The organism is Pseudomonas sp. GW822-FHT02D10 (assembly GCF_058802345.1).
The window spans coordinates 341648-356393 of the sequence record NZ_JBXAOB010000003.1 but is presented as its reverse complement, the minus strand read 5'-3'; the positions used below and the strand labels follow the sequence as shown (position 1 = coordinate 356393).

Annotated in this window: 12 protein-coding genes and 1 pseudogene; 6 read left to right on the top strand and 7 right to left on the bottom strand. The window is 60.5% G+C overall.

Going from position 1 to position 14746, the window contains the following annotated elements:
- Window positions 1-5: 5 nt before the first annotated feature.
- Both AC1RPZ_RS07260 and AC1RPZ_RS07255 read right to left on the bottom strand, forming a co-directional pair.
- On the bottom strand, window positions 6-3101 hold the full coding sequence (locus AC1RPZ_RS07260; protein WP_493136240.1) for a multidrug efflux RND transporter permease subunit: 3096 nt from the start codon (window positions 3099-3101) through the stop codon (window positions 6-8).
- A complete protein-coding gene (locus AC1RPZ_RS07255) occupies window positions 3098-4267 on the bottom strand; it encodes an efflux RND transporter periplasmic adaptor subunit (RefSeq protein WP_493136238.1) in 1170 nt (389 codons plus the stop codon). The genes AC1RPZ_RS07260 and AC1RPZ_RS07255 overlap by 4 nt, the downstream gene beginning before the upstream one ends.
- Window positions 4268-4481: 214 nt before the next feature.
- Between AC1RPZ_RS07255 and AC1RPZ_RS07250 the strand changes: the two genes are divergently transcribed.
- The 3 genes and pseudogenes from AC1RPZ_RS07250 (at window position 4482) to AC1RPZ_RS07240 (ending at window position 6464) form a co-directional block, all read left to right on the top strand.
- A complete protein-coding gene (locus AC1RPZ_RS07250) occupies window positions 4482-4727 on the top strand; it encodes a hypothetical protein (RefSeq protein WP_493136236.1) in 246 nt (81 codons plus the stop codon).
- 153 nt (window positions 4728-4880) lie between these two features.
- A pseudogene (locus tag AC1RPZ_RS07245) lies at window positions 4881-5162 on the top strand (PAS domain-containing protein); the annotation flags it as partial.
- Window positions 5163-5360: 198 nt separating this feature from the next.
- The gene (locus tag AC1RPZ_RS07240) at window positions 5361-6464 is read left to right on the top strand and encodes a methyl-accepting chemotaxis protein (protein WP_493136448.1); all 1104 of its coding nucleotides are present in this window, start codon (window positions 5361-5363) and stop codon (window positions 6462-6464) included.
- Here AC1RPZ_RS07240 and AC1RPZ_RS07235 read toward each other — a convergent pair.
- The 5 genes from AC1RPZ_RS07235 to norR form a co-directional block, all read right to left on the bottom strand.
- Entirely contained in the window at window positions 6461-7210 is a 750-nt protein-coding gene (locus AC1RPZ_RS07235; protein WP_493136234.1) for a YkgJ family cysteine cluster protein, read from the bottom strand. The two genes, AC1RPZ_RS07240 and AC1RPZ_RS07235, sit on opposite strands and share 4 nt — an antisense overlap.
- An 83-nt stretch (window positions 7211-7293) precedes the next feature.
- Complete coding sequence (locus tag AC1RPZ_RS07230; RefSeq protein WP_493136231.1) at window positions 7294-7605, bottom strand: hypothetical protein; 312 nt, start codon at window positions 7603-7605, stop codon at window positions 7294-7296.
- Between the two features lie 91 nt (window positions 7606-7696).
- A complete protein-coding gene (locus AC1RPZ_RS07225; RefSeq protein ID WP_493136228.1) occupies window positions 7697-8179 on the bottom strand; it encodes a GNAT family N-acetyltransferase in 483 nt (160 codons plus the stop codon).
- Window positions 8180-8182: 3 nt separating this feature from the next.
- Complete coding sequence (locus tag AC1RPZ_RS07220; protein WP_493136226.1) at window positions 8183-9085, bottom strand: chemotaxis protein CheV; 903 nt, start codon at window positions 9083-9085, stop codon at window positions 8183-8185.
- 202 nt (window positions 9086-9287) lie between these two features.
- Complete coding sequence (gene norR, locus AC1RPZ_RS07215) at window positions 9288-10844, bottom strand: nitric oxide reductase transcriptional regulator NorR (protein ID WP_493136224.1); 1557 nt, start codon at window positions 10842-10844, stop codon at window positions 9288-9290.
- Between the two features lie 158 nt (window positions 10845-11002).
- Between norR and hmpA the strand changes: the two genes are divergently transcribed.
- From hmpA to cyoA, 3 genes are all read left to right on the top strand, one after another.
- Entirely contained in the window at window positions 11003-12184 is a 1182-nt protein-coding gene (hmpA, locus tag AC1RPZ_RS07210) for an NO-inducible flavohemoprotein (protein ID WP_493136222.1), read from the top strand.
- 289 nt (window positions 12185-12473) lie between these two features.
- On the top strand, window positions 12474-12983 hold the full coding sequence (locus AC1RPZ_RS07205) for a disulfide bond formation protein B (RefSeq protein WP_493136220.1): 510 nt from the start codon (window positions 12474-12476) through the stop codon (window positions 12981-12983).
- Between the two features lie 815 nt (window positions 12984-13798).
- Window positions 13799-14743: a ubiquinol oxidase subunit II gene (cyoA, locus tag AC1RPZ_RS07200; RefSeq protein ID WP_493136218.1), complete on the top strand. Its 945-nt coding sequence runs from the start codon at window positions 13799-13801 to the stop codon at window positions 14741-14743.
- Window positions 14744-14746: the final 3 nt, after the last annotated feature.

The following is a 14746-nucleotide window of genomic DNA, read 5'->3' as shown; positions in this document are numbered from 1 at the left end:
CCGCCTCAGTGTGTGGTCGCCAGCGCAGGCGCTGGTGTGGACCGATGGAACACTCGCTCAAGCCATAAGTATATGACTGGCGTGGTAAACAGCGTCAGCGCCTGGCTGACCAGCAAACCGCCGACCACCGCGATCCCCAGCGGCTGGCGCAGTTCGGCACCGGTGCCATAACCGAGCATCAGCGGCAGGGCGCCGAGCAGGGCGGCGAGGGTGGTCATCATGATCGGCCGAAACCGCGTGAGACACGCCTCAAAGATCGCTTCTTCCGAGGACTGCCCACGATTGCGCTGGGCATCGAGGGCGAAGTCGATCATCAGGATGCCGTTCTTCTTGACGATACCGATCAGCAGCACCAGGCCGATCAGCGCCATGATCGAGAAGTCCTGGCCGAGGAGCCACAGCAAAATCAAGGCGCCGAGGCCAGCGGAAGGCAAGGTCGAGATGATCGTCAGCGGGTGCACGAAACTCTCATAAAGCACGCCAAGAATGATGTACACCGCCACCAGCGCCGCCAGAATCAGCCACGGCTGGCTGGCCAGAGAACTCTGGAATGCCTGGGCCGCGCCCTGGAAATTACCGTTGACCGAGGCCGGCATGCCGATTTCGTTCTTCGCCTGATTGAGCAAAATCACCGCATCGCCCAGCGCCACGCCAGGAGCGAGGTTGAACGACAGGTTGGCGGCCGGGAACATGCCGTCGTGGGCGATGGACAATGGGCCGATGGTCGGCGCATCGAAACGGGCCAGTGCCGACAACGGCACCATCTCGCCACTCAGCGGCGAGCGCAGGTAGAAGTAGGCGAGGCTTTCAGCCTTGCCGCGTTGGCGGGTGTCGAGTTCGAGGATCACGTTGTACTGGTTGATTTCGGTCTGGAACTCGTTGACCTGCCGTTGGCCGAAGGCGTCGTAGAGCGCTTCGTCGACATCGCTGGCGGTCAGCCCGAAGCGCGCTGCAGCGGCACGGTCGATGTTGATGTGGGTGATGCTGCCGCCCAGTTGCAGGTCGTTGGAAATATCGCGGAATGCCGCAATGCCGCGCAGCTTTTCGGTCAGGCGCTGGGTCCAGAGGTTCAGCGTCGGGCCGTCGTTACTCTTGAGCACATATTGGTACTGAGCGCGGCTGGGGCCGGAGCTGAGGTTGATGTCTTGTCCGGCGCGCAGGTACAGCACGATGCCCGGAATCTTCATCAGTTGCGGACGAATCCGGTCGATGAACGCACTGGCGGACACATCGCGGTCACCGCGTTTTTTCAAGGAAATCCAGAAGCGTCCATTGGCGATGGTCTGGTTGCTGCCTGATACGCCGACCGAATGGGAGAAGGTCTGCACCGCCGGGTCGGCAGCGACGATCTCGGCCAGGGCCTGGTGTTTTTTGACCATTTCCGGGTAGGAGACATCAGCCGCTGCTTCCGTGGTGCCAAGGACAAACCCGGTGTCCTGGATCGGAAAGAAACCTTTGGGGATGAACACATACCCGGCAATCGCCATGCCTAACGTCAGGCTGAAGACGCCCAGCATCAGCTTTTGATGGGCGAGGGCGCGGCGCAGTGCGCGCTCATAGAGCGCCAGCAGGCGTTCGCCGAAACCCGGTTTGGCGTCGGCGTCGTGTACCGGCGCACGCATGAACAGGGCGGCCATGGTGGGTGCCAGGGTGAGAGAAACCACCACCGAAATCAAAATGGTCGAGGTCGCAGTGAGGGCGAACTCCTTGAACAACCGGCCGACCACTCCGCCCATGAACAGCAGCGGAATGAACGCCGCGACCAGCGAGATGCTGATCGAGAGCACCGTAAATCCGATCTCGCCAGCGCCCTTGATTGCCGCTTCGCGCATGCCGTCGCCGGCCTCCAGGTGGCGGTGGATGTTTTCCACCACCACAATCGCATCGTCGACCACAAAACCCACGGAAATGACGATCGCCACCAGGGTCAGGTTGTTCAGGCTGAAGCCCATGATGTACATCAGCGCGATACTGGCGATCAGCGAAACCCCGAGCACGCTGGAGACGATCAGCGTCGCCGACCACTGGCGCAGGAACAGCGCCATCACCGCAATCACCAACAGAATCGCGATCAGCAGCGTGACTTCCACCTCGTGCAGCGAAGCGCGGATGGTCTGGGTCCGGTCGATCAGCACGCTGACCTGTATCGACGCCGGGAGCATCGCTTGAAGGCTCGGCAATGCGGTTTGAATCCGGTCCACGGTGTCGACGATGTTCGCGCCCGGTTGCCGCAGGATAATCAGGTTGACTCCCGGCCGATCGCCGGACCAGGCCTGGACGTAGGCGTCTTCCGAGCCACTGACCACGGTGGCCACGTCCCTGAGCTGGACCGGTGCGCCGTTCTTGTAAGAGACGATGAGCTGACCATACTCGTCGGGATGGAACAGCTGATCGTTGGTCGACAACGTGGAAATGCTCGACTCACCGTACAGCGCGCCTTTGGCCAGGTTGAGACTGGTTTTCTGAATGGCCAGGCGTACATCGGCCAGGGTCAGGCCGATGGCGGCGAGTTTGTCGGCCGAGGCCTGGACCCGAATCGCCGGACGTTGCTGGCCGGTGATGTAGATCTGGCCGACGCCGTCGATCTGGCTCAGTTGCCGCGCCAGCAGGGTTTCGGCGTAGTCGCTGAGTTCGGTACCGGGCATTTGCGTCGAACTGACGCTGAGGATCAGCACCGGGCTGTCGGACGGGTTGACCTTGCGCCAGGTCGGCAGCGTCGGCATGTCCTTGGGCAGTTTGCCGGCGGCGGTGTTGATCGCGGCCTGAACTTCTTGCGCGGCGGTGTCGATGCTTTTATTGAGGGTGAATTGCAGGGTCAGGTTGGTCGAACCCAAGGCGCTGCTGGAGGTCATTTGGGTCATGCCGGGAATGGCACTGAATTGCACCTCCAACGGCGTCGCTACCGACGAAGCCATGGTGTCGGGGCTGGCGCCGGGCAATCGGGCAGCGACCTGAATGGTCGGAAACTCGGCCTCTGGCAAAGGTGCAATGGGCAGGCGCGGGAAGGCGATCAAACCGAGCAGCACCAGCGCGAAGGTCAGCAGGACCGTGGCGACCGGATGGTCGATACACCAGGCAGAAATACCGCCATGGACCTTCATGGTTGCTGCTCCGCCGTAGTGCTTTGCGTGAGCGCTGGCGGCTCTCTGAGAATCTGCACGCTGGCACCGGGCTTGAGCCGCGACTGACCATCGCTGACCAGCACATCACCGGCCTGCACACCCTTGATAATGTTCAGCCCACTGTCTTGATAGACCATTTGCACCGGAACGGACTCGACCTTGTCGCCGTTGACCCGGTAAACGAAAGGCTGATCCAGCCCGCGCTGGACCACGCTCGGCGGCACCACCAGGGCATGCTTGTCGAGGGCGGTCTGGATCCTGATGGTCACCAGTTGTCCCGGCCAGAGTTTTTGCCCGGCGTTGTTGAATTCGGCCTTGGCGCGAATGGTCCCGGTGTTGGTATTGATCTGGTTGTCGATCAGCGTCAGGTGGCCTTCGCCAAGCAAGTCGCCGGTCTGGCCATTGGTGTCGGCACCGAGGTAGGCGTTCACGTCGGCGGGAGTCGTTGCGCTGATCAGTTGTTGCAGCGTCGGCAGCATTTGCTGCGGCAGGGAGAAATCGACGGCAATCGGGTCGATCTGGGTCACCGAGAACAGCCCTTGGGTATCGCTCATGCGCAGGAAGTTGCCTTCATCCACGGTGCGAATACCGACGCGGCCAGTCACCGGCGAGCGAATCTGTGTGTAGGAGAGCTGCACCTGCGCCGCATCAATAGCCGCCTGATTGCGCTGCGCGGTGGCTTTCAACTGATTGACCAGGGCTTGTTGCTGGTCGTAGGTCTGCTTGGAGACGCCGTCATCGACACTCAGCAATTTGTAACGTTTGAGATTGACCTCCGCAACCTGCAACTGTGCCTGGTTTTCACCCAGTTGCGCACGGGCCTGATCGAGGCTGGCGCGGATCGAGCGATCGTCGATGGTCGCCAGCAGATCACCGGCCTTGACCAACTGGCCTTCCTTGACCAGCAGTCTGGTGAGAATGCCGTCGATCTGCGGACGTATCACCACACTGTGCAATGACAGCACCGAACCAATCCCGCTGACGTAACGCGGTACATCGCGTTCGACGACGCTGACCACTCGGACCGGAATCGCAGTGGGTGCCGAGAGTTTGCTCGTCGCGGGTTTGAGCGCAACCCCAATGGCCACGGCAGTGACAGTCACCAGCAGCGCGGCGATCAGCAGTTTTTTTCCTGGAATGGGCATGAGCATCGAGCGCCGGGGCAAAAAAGACGGAGAATAATGGCCTATTTATAGTCCTTCGTTGCGGTCAGCAGGGTGACCGCTAACTGACAGGGCTGTCAGCAAAGGCGACCATTCATGCGTCGGGAGGTTAAAGATCAGGGGCGCGCAGGTATACTGCCGGCCTTACGCGGTCCACCCATCGGGCCCGACTCTATGTGCATCACCCGGAGCATTCATGACTTCCCCGACACAAGCGCCTGCTGCTGACGAACAGGCTGACCTGCCAGACAGCGTCGACTCCAGCGCCGACAGCGAAACCCGCGCCGCCATCCCGGCCTTCAAGTTCCCGTTCAAGCCGGGCGAGCTGGCAGCCGCCAAAAACGCCAATCAGCCGTGGTACAAGAACGGCGCCAAGAATGGCCATACCAAGACCCCTGGCGCAGCGCCTCCTGGCACCCGTCGCTCGATGGGTAAGCGCTGAGTCGAAACCTGGGCTGATTTGGCCATTATTGGCGGCGTATAACGCCAATGATGGCTAAGTGCTCATTTGCTGAGCCAGATCAGTGTTTGCGGAATCAGTGCGCTTAGAGTCAGCAGCCCTGCCGACTCTTCCCTTAAAACGAGCGCGCTTTCCATGAAGATCAATCTCCCGGTAACGGGGCGAAATGTGGATTTTGCCCCCGATGCGAACATTCTCTCGACCACCGATCTGACCAGCGCAATCACCTACGCCAATGCTGATTTCATCAAGATCAGCGGTTACAGCCGCGAAGAGTTGCTGGGCTCCCCACACAACCTGTTGCGCCACCCGGACATGCCGACGGCGGCGTTCGAGCATCTGTGGCAGACACTCAAGCGTGGCCGTTCGTGGATGGGCCTGGTGAAAAACCGCTGCAAAAACGGCGATCACTATTGGGTCAGTGCTTTTGTCACACCAGTGACTCGCAATGGGGCGGCGGTGGAGTATCAATCGGTCAGAACCAAGCCCAGTGTCCGGCAGATCGAGGCGGCGGAAAAAGCCTACGCACAACTGCGCAGCCGTCGTTCAACGCTATGGAGTTCTCTGCCAGCAGTCGGAATGAACCTCAAGCTGTGGGCGATGTTCAGCGCGGTGATGGCGTTGACCCTGGTTGCCGCCGTTTGGCTGACGGTTGTTTCACCGTGGTTGTTACTGTCGGTGCTGGCGGTGGGCAGTGTGGCCGCAGGGCTTGGCGTCGGCCTGCTGTTGCGGCCCTTTGCGCGCTTGACCGAGCGCGCCCGATTGATGGCCGACAACCCGTTGAGCCAAGGGATCTACACCGGGCGGCGCGATGAAGTGGGGCAGATCGAATTCGCCTTGCAGATGCTTGAGGCTCAGGTGGGCGCGGTGGTCGGGCGTATCGGCGATGCCTCGCAACGCTTGGCCGGGCATGCCGCCGAGCTGGTTGATCACCTGCAAAGCAGTCATCGCAGCATCCTGGAGCAGCAGGCGGAAACCGACCAGGTCGCCGCCGCGATTCATCAGATGGCCGCCAGCGTCGCACAGGTCGCCAGTCATGCGCAGCAAGCGTCTCAGGCTGCCGATCAGGCCACAGGCGAAACCTGTGAAGGTCATCAGTTGGTGGGAGAGAGCCGCAGCGCGGTGCTGCGCCTGGCCAGCGAGCTGGTGCGCGCCACCGAGGTGATTCATCAGCTCGAAGGCCACAGCAGCGACATTTCCGGTGTGCTGGAGGTGATTCGCAGCATCGCCGAGCAAACCAATTTGCTGGCGCTCAACGCTGCCATCGAAGCGGCCCGGGCGGGTGATGCCGGTCGTGGTTTTGCGGTGGTGGCCGACGAAGTGCGCGGGCTGGCCCAGCGCACTCAGCAGTCGACCAACGAGATCCAGCGCATGATCAGCACCCTGCAAAACGGCGCGCGCGATGCGGTGCTGGTGATGCAGCAAAGCAGTCAGCATGCCGAGAGCAGCGTCGATCAGGCCGAACGTGCTACCGCTGCGTTGGACGGCATCAGCCAGCGGGTCAATCAGATCACCGAAATGAGCCTGCAGATCGCCGCTGCGGTAGAGCAGCAAAGTGCAGTCAGCGAAGACATCAACCGCAACATCATCAGCATCCGTCAGGCGAGCGAAGTGACGGTGCTGGCGGGGCAGCGCAGCCATATCAACTCGGGGGATGTGGCGGGGCTGGCGGATGATTTGCGGTCGCTGGCGCGGGAGTTCTGGCACAGGCGCGGCTAGGCCGCGCGCAACGAGATAAACGCATAGTTCAGCGGTTCTGCCGTGGCCACTTGCACCCCGGCGGCCTGTAGTTGCTCGGCGATGTCGTTGCCCGACACATGGAACTGCCATTCACCGGCCGAACCTGGCAACGGCTCTGCCTGAACCTGATCAATCGCCGAAGCAAACGCCGCCATGTCCGGCAGGTACGCGGTAAACCCGTCCCCCTTGAGGGCCGTGGTTCGAATCCCCAACCGTTCGCAAATCGCTTCCTTGGTTTGAATATCGTCACGGTCCGCCTGACGCGAGCGTTGGATCAGATGGGCCAGCGCCTGATCGACCAACTGACCGCCGACGATCAACGCAGGACCTTGTTCCCACGATTCGGGCGGACAATCCTTGGCCGTTGGCGTCAGTGGAATGTGTGGATTGATTTCCATCGGGTAGATACGACAGACCAAAGGCCGGCGTTCGTAGATACGGCAGAGGTTGTCTTCGTCAAGATTCCGGCAGGGACCGGCGTTGTACGCGGCGAAGGTGATCGCGACATGGGCGTGAGTCGCGCCGCTGGGCACCACCACGCAACGGCGTTCGGCGTGCTCGCGTTGCAAGGCCGGAAGGCCCAGACCATTGCCGAGAAAACCTTCCACCAACACGATCACGGCACCACCGTCAGCCGCCCACATCCGGGCCTCGGCGAGGGTCAGAGGTACATGGTGGTCGTTGCAGCACTTGCCGCAACCTACGCAGGAAAACGTCGTATTCATTGGGCGACCGGTCACATTCCAGAGGCGTCAGCGATGACGAAAAACCACCGCGAGGGACTCTCCCGAAGCAAGTTGTGCGCCAGTCATGGACGCACCGAATCCCATTCGGTGATATACGCGGTTTTGCTCTTCTTGTTGTAGAGGCACAGTTCAGTGCCCTGTTGGCCTTTCATGTGTTTTTGCGGGTACTGGCCTTGCAGCAACAGCGCGGTGTAGCCGACGCGATCATCGAACTGCGCGGCATTGCCAACGGGTTTGACATGACTCAATTGGCTGGCCTTGGTGCAGCTGGCAAGAACGGCTGTGTCATGGGCGGCCCAGGCATCGGGGCTGGAAGCGAGGGCCTGGCTGGCGATTGCAGTCAGGCTGATGAATATCAGGCTTGAGGCTTTCATGGTTCGGGCATCCTTGGGTGAGTTTTGGCCAGGGATGAAGTATGCCTGAAGGATTGAGGAGGGTTGTGGGGGCGTCTTTGCGATAGCGGGGTCAGTCAGGAACGAGTTCCCGACGTACTACGCGCATTCCAGCGTTTTCATACAAGCGCCGAGCGCGCTGGTTGTCTTCCAGCACCTTCAGATCAACGAAGCCTTCGCGTCGTTGTTGAAACACACTGAAGGCATGCAACAACAGCGCTCGTCCCAATCCTTGGCCCTGCGCGCGTGGATGCACCACCAGGTTCTTGATGTAGGCGCTGGTCCAGCATTGGGCCACGCCAACAATGCCTTGGGTATCCGAGGCGATGAAACACAGCGCCGGGTCATATTCGGCATCGCGTTCAAAGCGCTCGCGCCAAACCTCCAGCGTCGGTACGCGACCGCCGCCGTGCTGATAACCCTGCTCCATCAGCTCATGAACGGCTTCAGCCAATTGCGGGCAATAGAGGCTCAGCTGGATACCGTCGGGCCAGACAACTGGCGGCAACGCCCCGGCAAGGCAGCGCCGCAATAACAAACAATACGCTTCAGCCAAGGCTCAATGACCTTGCTGCGCGACGGCTTTTGCGGCTTCGATCAGGCATTTGGTCAGCTCTGGCGAGGAGAACTTGGTCAGCACCGCGTTCGCCCCGGCCAAACGGGCCTTTTCGCTGTTCATCGCACTGTCCAGCGAGGTGTGCAGCAGGATGTAGAGGTGAGAAAAATCCGGGGTTTCACGCAGGGTTCGGGTGAAGGCGTAACCGTCCATCTCGGACATTTCGATGTCCGAGACAATCAGGTTGATCTGCTGCGCGGTGCCTTGCAGGTCCAGCAGGCAGTCGATGGCTTCCCTGGCGCTGCGCGCGGTGTGGCACTGCAGGCCGAGGTTGCGCAGGGTGTGTACCGATTGTTGCAGCGCCACCTGGCTGTCATCGACCACCAGAATGCGTGCATTGCCCAGCACTTCAGCGTCTTCCATGCTCAGCTCGGTCGGGGCCATTTCGATCTGCGCCGGGGCGATGCCGTGGATGACTTTCTCGATGTCGAGCACCTGCACCAGCGTGCCGTCGACCGAGGTCACGCCGGTGATGTACGAGCGCACGCCCCCGGAGCCGAAGGGCGGCGGGCGGATGTCGGTGGTCAGGCAATGGACGATCTTGCTCACCGCCTGAACGTGCAGGCCCTGTTTGGAGCGGCTGACGTCGGTGACGATCAGGCAGCCGCCGTCCGGGTCCACCAGCGGCCGTTCGCCGATCGCCCGGCTCAGGTCGATCACCGACAACGAGGCACCGCGCAGGATGGCGATACCTTTGACGTGCGGGTGCGACTCCGGCAGCTTGGTCAGCGGCGGGCAGGGAATGATTTCACTGACTTTCAGCAGGTTGATCGCCATCAGCTTGCCGCTGCGCAAGGTAAACAGCAGAAGCGAAAGTGAATCTGCGCGGGCTTTGTTGGAGGACATAAAAACCTTCTGTGGAAAAAGGTGATGGGCGATTGTGGGACCGCCAGCAACTATTGATATCGGGTTATCGACGTATTGGAGGCTGGCTTTAGCTCCAATGAATATCGGACGGACTCAAAAGATCGCAGCCTTCGGCAGCTCCTACATGGAAATGTGATCGGCGTAGGAGCTGCCGAAGGCTGCGATCTTTGCTTTGGCCTGACTATTTCATCCCCAACCGCTTGGCCATCCGCCCAAGGTTCGCCCGGTCCAAGCCTAGCTCACGGGCGGCGCTGGCCCAGTTATTCTGGTGGCGTTCAAGACACGCGGTGATCAGCTGGCGTTGATAGTGTTCGGTGGCCTGGCGCAGGTCGCCGAACACTTCACCGGTGGGCGCCGGGTCAGTGCTCGCTGACGGTGGGGGTGTTTCAAGGGGCGTGTGGGGTAAGTCCAGATCCGCCGCACTCAGGCTGAGAATCTTCGGCCGTTCCCGTGAGTTGCCCAGCGCTTTCAACGCGCTGCGGCCAATCAAGTGCTCAAGTTCGCGGACGTTGCCCGGCCAGCTGTAAGCCAGCAGTGACGCTTGGGCGTCGCTGCTCAGGCGCAGGCTGTTGAGGCCCATCCGCGAGCGGTTTTGTTCAAGAAAGTAACCGCTGAGCAACAACACATCCCGACCGCGATCCCGCAGCGCCGGCACCAGCAGCGGGTAGACGCTGAGGCGATGGTAGAAGTCGGCGCGGTAGCGGCCGCTGCGCACCTCTTCGGAGAGGTCACGGTTGGTCGCGGCGATCAGGCGCACGTCGACCTGATGCTCCTTGTCCGATCCGAGCCGCTGCAGCTGGCCGCTTTGCAGTACACGGAGCAATTTGGCCTGCACCGTCAGCGACAACTCGCCGACTTCATCGAGAAACAGCGTGCCGCCATTGGCCAGTTCAAATTTGCCACGCCGGTCGTTCATCGCCCCGGTGAACGCGCCGCGCACATGGCCGAACAGCTCGCTTTCCACCAGGGTGTCGGGCAGCGCGGCGCAATTGAGGCTGATGATCGGTTTGTCGGCGCGCGGTGACGCGGCGTGGATCGCCTGGGCCACCAGCTCTTTACCGACCCCGGTTTCGCCGGTGATCAGCACCGTGAGGTCGCTGCCGCCGACCAGGTTGATCTCTTCCACTAAACGCTTGTGCGCTTTGCTCTGGCCGATCATTTCGCGGTTCTGCTGGCCGCTGGCCTGGCGATAGACCTCGGCGCGCTGGTGCTCGTCCTCTGCGCGATTGGCCAGCCGCTCGATGCGTTCCGCGGCGTTGACCGTGGCGGCGGCGAGGCTGGCAAAGGCTTGCAGGGCGTCCAGTTCGATCGGCTCGAAGCGCTCCGGGTCCAGCGCATCGAGGGTCAGCAAGCCCCACGGACGCTCATCGATAAACAGCGGGCAACCCATGCAGTCGTGGACTTCCAGGTGATCGCCGTGGCCGTCGACCAAACCGTCATAGGGATCGGGCAAGGTGCTGTCGCTGGGGAAGCGCGTCGGCTCCGAGCTGCTGAGCAGTGCTGCAAAGCGCGGGTGTTCGCTGACCTTGAAGCGCCGGCCCAGGGTGTCGGTGCTCAGGCCATCCACGGCCAACGGCACCAGCCATTCACCGTCGAGCCGCAGCAGGGCGGCGGCATCACAGGGGAGCAGGGCGCGCATGGCTTCGAGCAGGCGCCGGTAGCGCTCGCCTTCGGGCAGTTCGCGGGAAAGGTCGGAGACCAGCGGCAGCAGTGCGGTGAGCAGGGATTTTGCAGTCATATTGACTCCATGTAGTCGAGGTGACTATAAATCCGCTTGTGTCGTTATGACTACCTGTTTATTAACTTATTGATTTATATAGTTTTAATTCTTGGCATGGAAACTGATACGTCATGGGCAGAAAACTATAAACCCAGTCGTTCAGGAGTCCCCCCTTAATGCTTAGCGCTCAAGACCGTGCCATCGTCAAATCCACCGTACCGCTGCTGGAAAGCGGTGGCGAAGCCCTGATCACTCACTTCTACCGCATGATGCTCTCCGAGTACCCGGAGGTTCGTCCGCTGTTCAACCAGGCGCACCAGGCCAGCGGCGACCAGCCTCGCGCCCTGGCGCGCGGGGTGCTGATGTACGCGCGGCACATCGATCAGCTCGACCAGTTGGGCGACCTGGTGGCGAAGATCATCAACAAGCACGTGGCCCTGCAAATTCTTCCGGAGCATTACCCAATTGTCGGCACTTGCCTGCTGCGGGCCATTTCCGAAGTGCTGGGTGACGAGATCGCCACGCCAGAAGTAATGAGCGCCTGGGGCGCGGCCTACAACCAGTTGGCCGATATCCTGATCGGTGCCGAAACCGCAATCTACGACCAGAAAGCCGAAGCCCATGGTGGCTGGCGCGGGGCGCGGGAATTCAAACTGGCCAAGCGCGTGGAAGAGAGCGCGGAAATCACCTCGTTCTACTTTGAACCGGCGGACAAGGGGCCGATTCTCGCGGCAGAACCGGGCCAGTACATCGGCATGAAACTGATCCTCGACGGTGAAGAAATTCGTCGCAACTACTCGCTGTCGTCCCTGGGCGACAACGGTCAGTACCGCATCAGCGTCAAGCGCGAAGCGGGCGGTCGCGCTTCGAATTACCTGCACGACCAGTTCCCTGTCGGCGCGAGCATCCTGCTGTTCCCGCCAGCAGGTGAGTTCACCCTGACCGCCAGCGACAAGCCGCTGGTGCTGATCAGCGGCGGCGTCGGTATCACGCCAACCCTGCCGATGCTTGAAGCGGCGCTGGCCACCGAGCGTCCAGTGCACTTTATTCACTGTGCGCGTAACGGCGGCGTGCATGCCTTCCGCGACTGGATCGATGGCCTGGCCGAGCGTCACCCGCAACTCAAGCGCTTCTACTGCTACGCCGAAGATGACGGCGTCAGCCCGGCGGCGCACAAGGTCGGGTTGTTGAGCCAGGAGCAGTTGGCGGACTGGTTGCCTGAAGAGCGCGACCTGGACGCTTACTTCCTCGGCCCGAAAGGTTTCATGACCGCGATCAAGCGCCACCTCAAGGCCCTGGGCGTGCCAGAGACGCAGAGCCGCTACGAGTTCTTCGGCCCGGCTGCTGCGCTGGAGTAAGCGTACTAAGGCGACTCGGGGGACCGAGTCGCCTTCATCGCGAGCAAGCTCGCTCCCACATTGGAACTGCGACGTACGCAAGATGTGTGTTCGCATCGGCCCAGTGTGGGAGCGAGCTTGCTCGCGATGGCCGCGCCGCGGTCCCGATGCTTGCAAAACACTTGAAAGTTAATCCCTTCTTAACCGGCTTATCGTCTATTCCCCCCTGTCCACCGGCACGCGCCAGGCTCTCAAACGTCAGAGCCAGCGTGTAGACTTCCCGGCAACAGATATCTAGAAGGGAAACGCGATGAATGAGGAAATGAGGCGGTTGGGACGTGAGCGGCGCTTTCTGGTGTTGCTGGGCATCATCTGCCTGGCGCTGATCGGTGGGGCGCTGTACATGCAAGTGGTGCTGGGCGAGGCGCCATGCCCGCTGTGCATCCTGCAACGTTACGCACTGTTGCTGATCGCGATCAGCGCCTTCATCGGTGCGGCCATGCGTACCCGTCGCAGCATCACCCTGTTTGAAACGCTAGTGGTGATCTTCGCCCTCGCGGGTGCTGCAGCGGCTGGGCATCACGTCTATACGCAGTTTTACCCGGCGGTCAGCTGCGGCATCGATGTGCTGCAACCGATTGTCGACGGCTTGCCGCTGGCGAAGATCTTTCCGCTGGGCTTCCAGGTCGACGGCTTCTGCGAGACGCCGTACCCGCCGATCCTTGGCCTGTCGCTGGCGCAGTGGGCGCTGGTGGCTTTCGTGTTGACCGTCGTGCTGGTGCCACTGCTTATTTCGCGTAACCGCAAACACCTGAACTGAGGCTTCTCGCCGCAGCCACAGGCCTTGAATAAAGCGCCCCGGACCTCGAAAAGAGGCCGGGGCGCTTTGCGTTTCAGCGGCCTTGTAAAAGGATTGTGATGTGCGGCAAAGAAGGGTGTGGCGAGCGTGCGACATGTTGTCACAGCTCATGTGTCGCAACTCATTTCAAAGACGATTGTCGTCGCTGAAACTGACAAGGAATTTACCTTGCTGACGGGCCTCTCCGGAAGCCAGCAAATGCATTGCAGCAGGCAGTTTTAACAGGCCCGGACGAATGGCCAAAGGCCTTGTGACAAGGGGGATTGGGCGAGGTCGGCGATGCTTCGAGAGGTGCTGAAGCTGTCTGAACTGTGGACAGTAGACCTACATTTTTCGGGGTTCTTGTTGAGAATTAATCGCGATATCATGGCGGATCTTTGCGGATTTCGTTAATGATTGTTGCCGTATCTGATAAAAATTATTTCGAGTTGAGACATGGTTTATACAACGTTACATATCTACAATCGCCCGCACTGAAATTCCGGCGCGGCGCTCTCCTTGGCACAAGGGGCGGTCGTGGGGCTTTAACGGGCTTCATTCGACGCCAGGTGTCGGCGCCTTCCAACTATCCGCACCAAATGGAATTGGTCTGTAACAAGGCCTTTGACCACGAAATCGAATAAGAACTCACCGCTCGCCCAGGATGTGTCGACCAGCGTTTAACGCGCGACGGGCAAGCCCTTATTCAATCCAAGAGAAATGCCAACCCTTGGCAGGGTGAAGTGTTGGCGATCAAAACCCAACTGCATTGCGCAAGCTGCTTTAGAGGTCGTGAGATGAGTAAAAACAGGTACCCCAGACTACTAGGCTTATTGCCGCTGCTCGGCACGCTGTTGCTGGGAGGCTGCAACATGACCCTGCTCGATCCCAAGGGCCAGGTCGGCCTGGATGAGCGCAACCTGATCATCACCGCAACGCTGCTGATGCTGTTGGTCGTGGTTCCGGTCATCGTCATGACCTTCCTGTTCGCCTGGAAATACCGCGCTTCCAACAAGGACGCTGTCTACACCCCGAAATGGTCGCACTCCACCAAGATTGAAGTCGCGGTGTGGGCTGTTCCAGTGCTGATCATCATTGCCCTGGGTTATGTCACCTACAAGTCGACCCACGCCCTGGACCCTTACCGTCCGCTGGAGTCCGACGTCAAGCCGATCACCATTGAAGTAGTCGCCATGGACTGGAAGTGGCTGTTCATCTACCCGGAACAAGGCATCGCCACCGTCAACAAGATGGTGTTCCCGGCCAACACGCCGGTTAACTTCAAAATCACCTCCGACACCGTGATGAACTCGTTCTTCATTCCGGGCCTGGGCGGTCAGATCTACGCGATGGCGGGCATGGAGACCAAGTTGCACCTGATCGCCAATCAGAATGCCGAGTTTGACGGTATCTCCGCCAACTACAGCGGTGCTGGCTTCACTGGCATGAAATTCAAAGCAATCGCCACCTCTCAGGCGGATTTCGATGCCTGGGTCAGTGATGTCAAGAAGGCACCTAAACAGCTTGAAAAAGCTGAATACGAAGCCCTTTCCAAACCAAGCCAGAACAACCCGGTTGAACTCTACTCTTCGTACGCGCCGAACCTGTTCCAGACCATCATCGACAAGTATGAAGGCATGAAACCGGGCAAGCCGATGCACCACGAGAAGGAAGAGAAGGAAGTGGCCGGTATGGAAGGGATGGACATGAGTTCGCATTCAGCTGCCAGGGCAGAGGAGTAAACG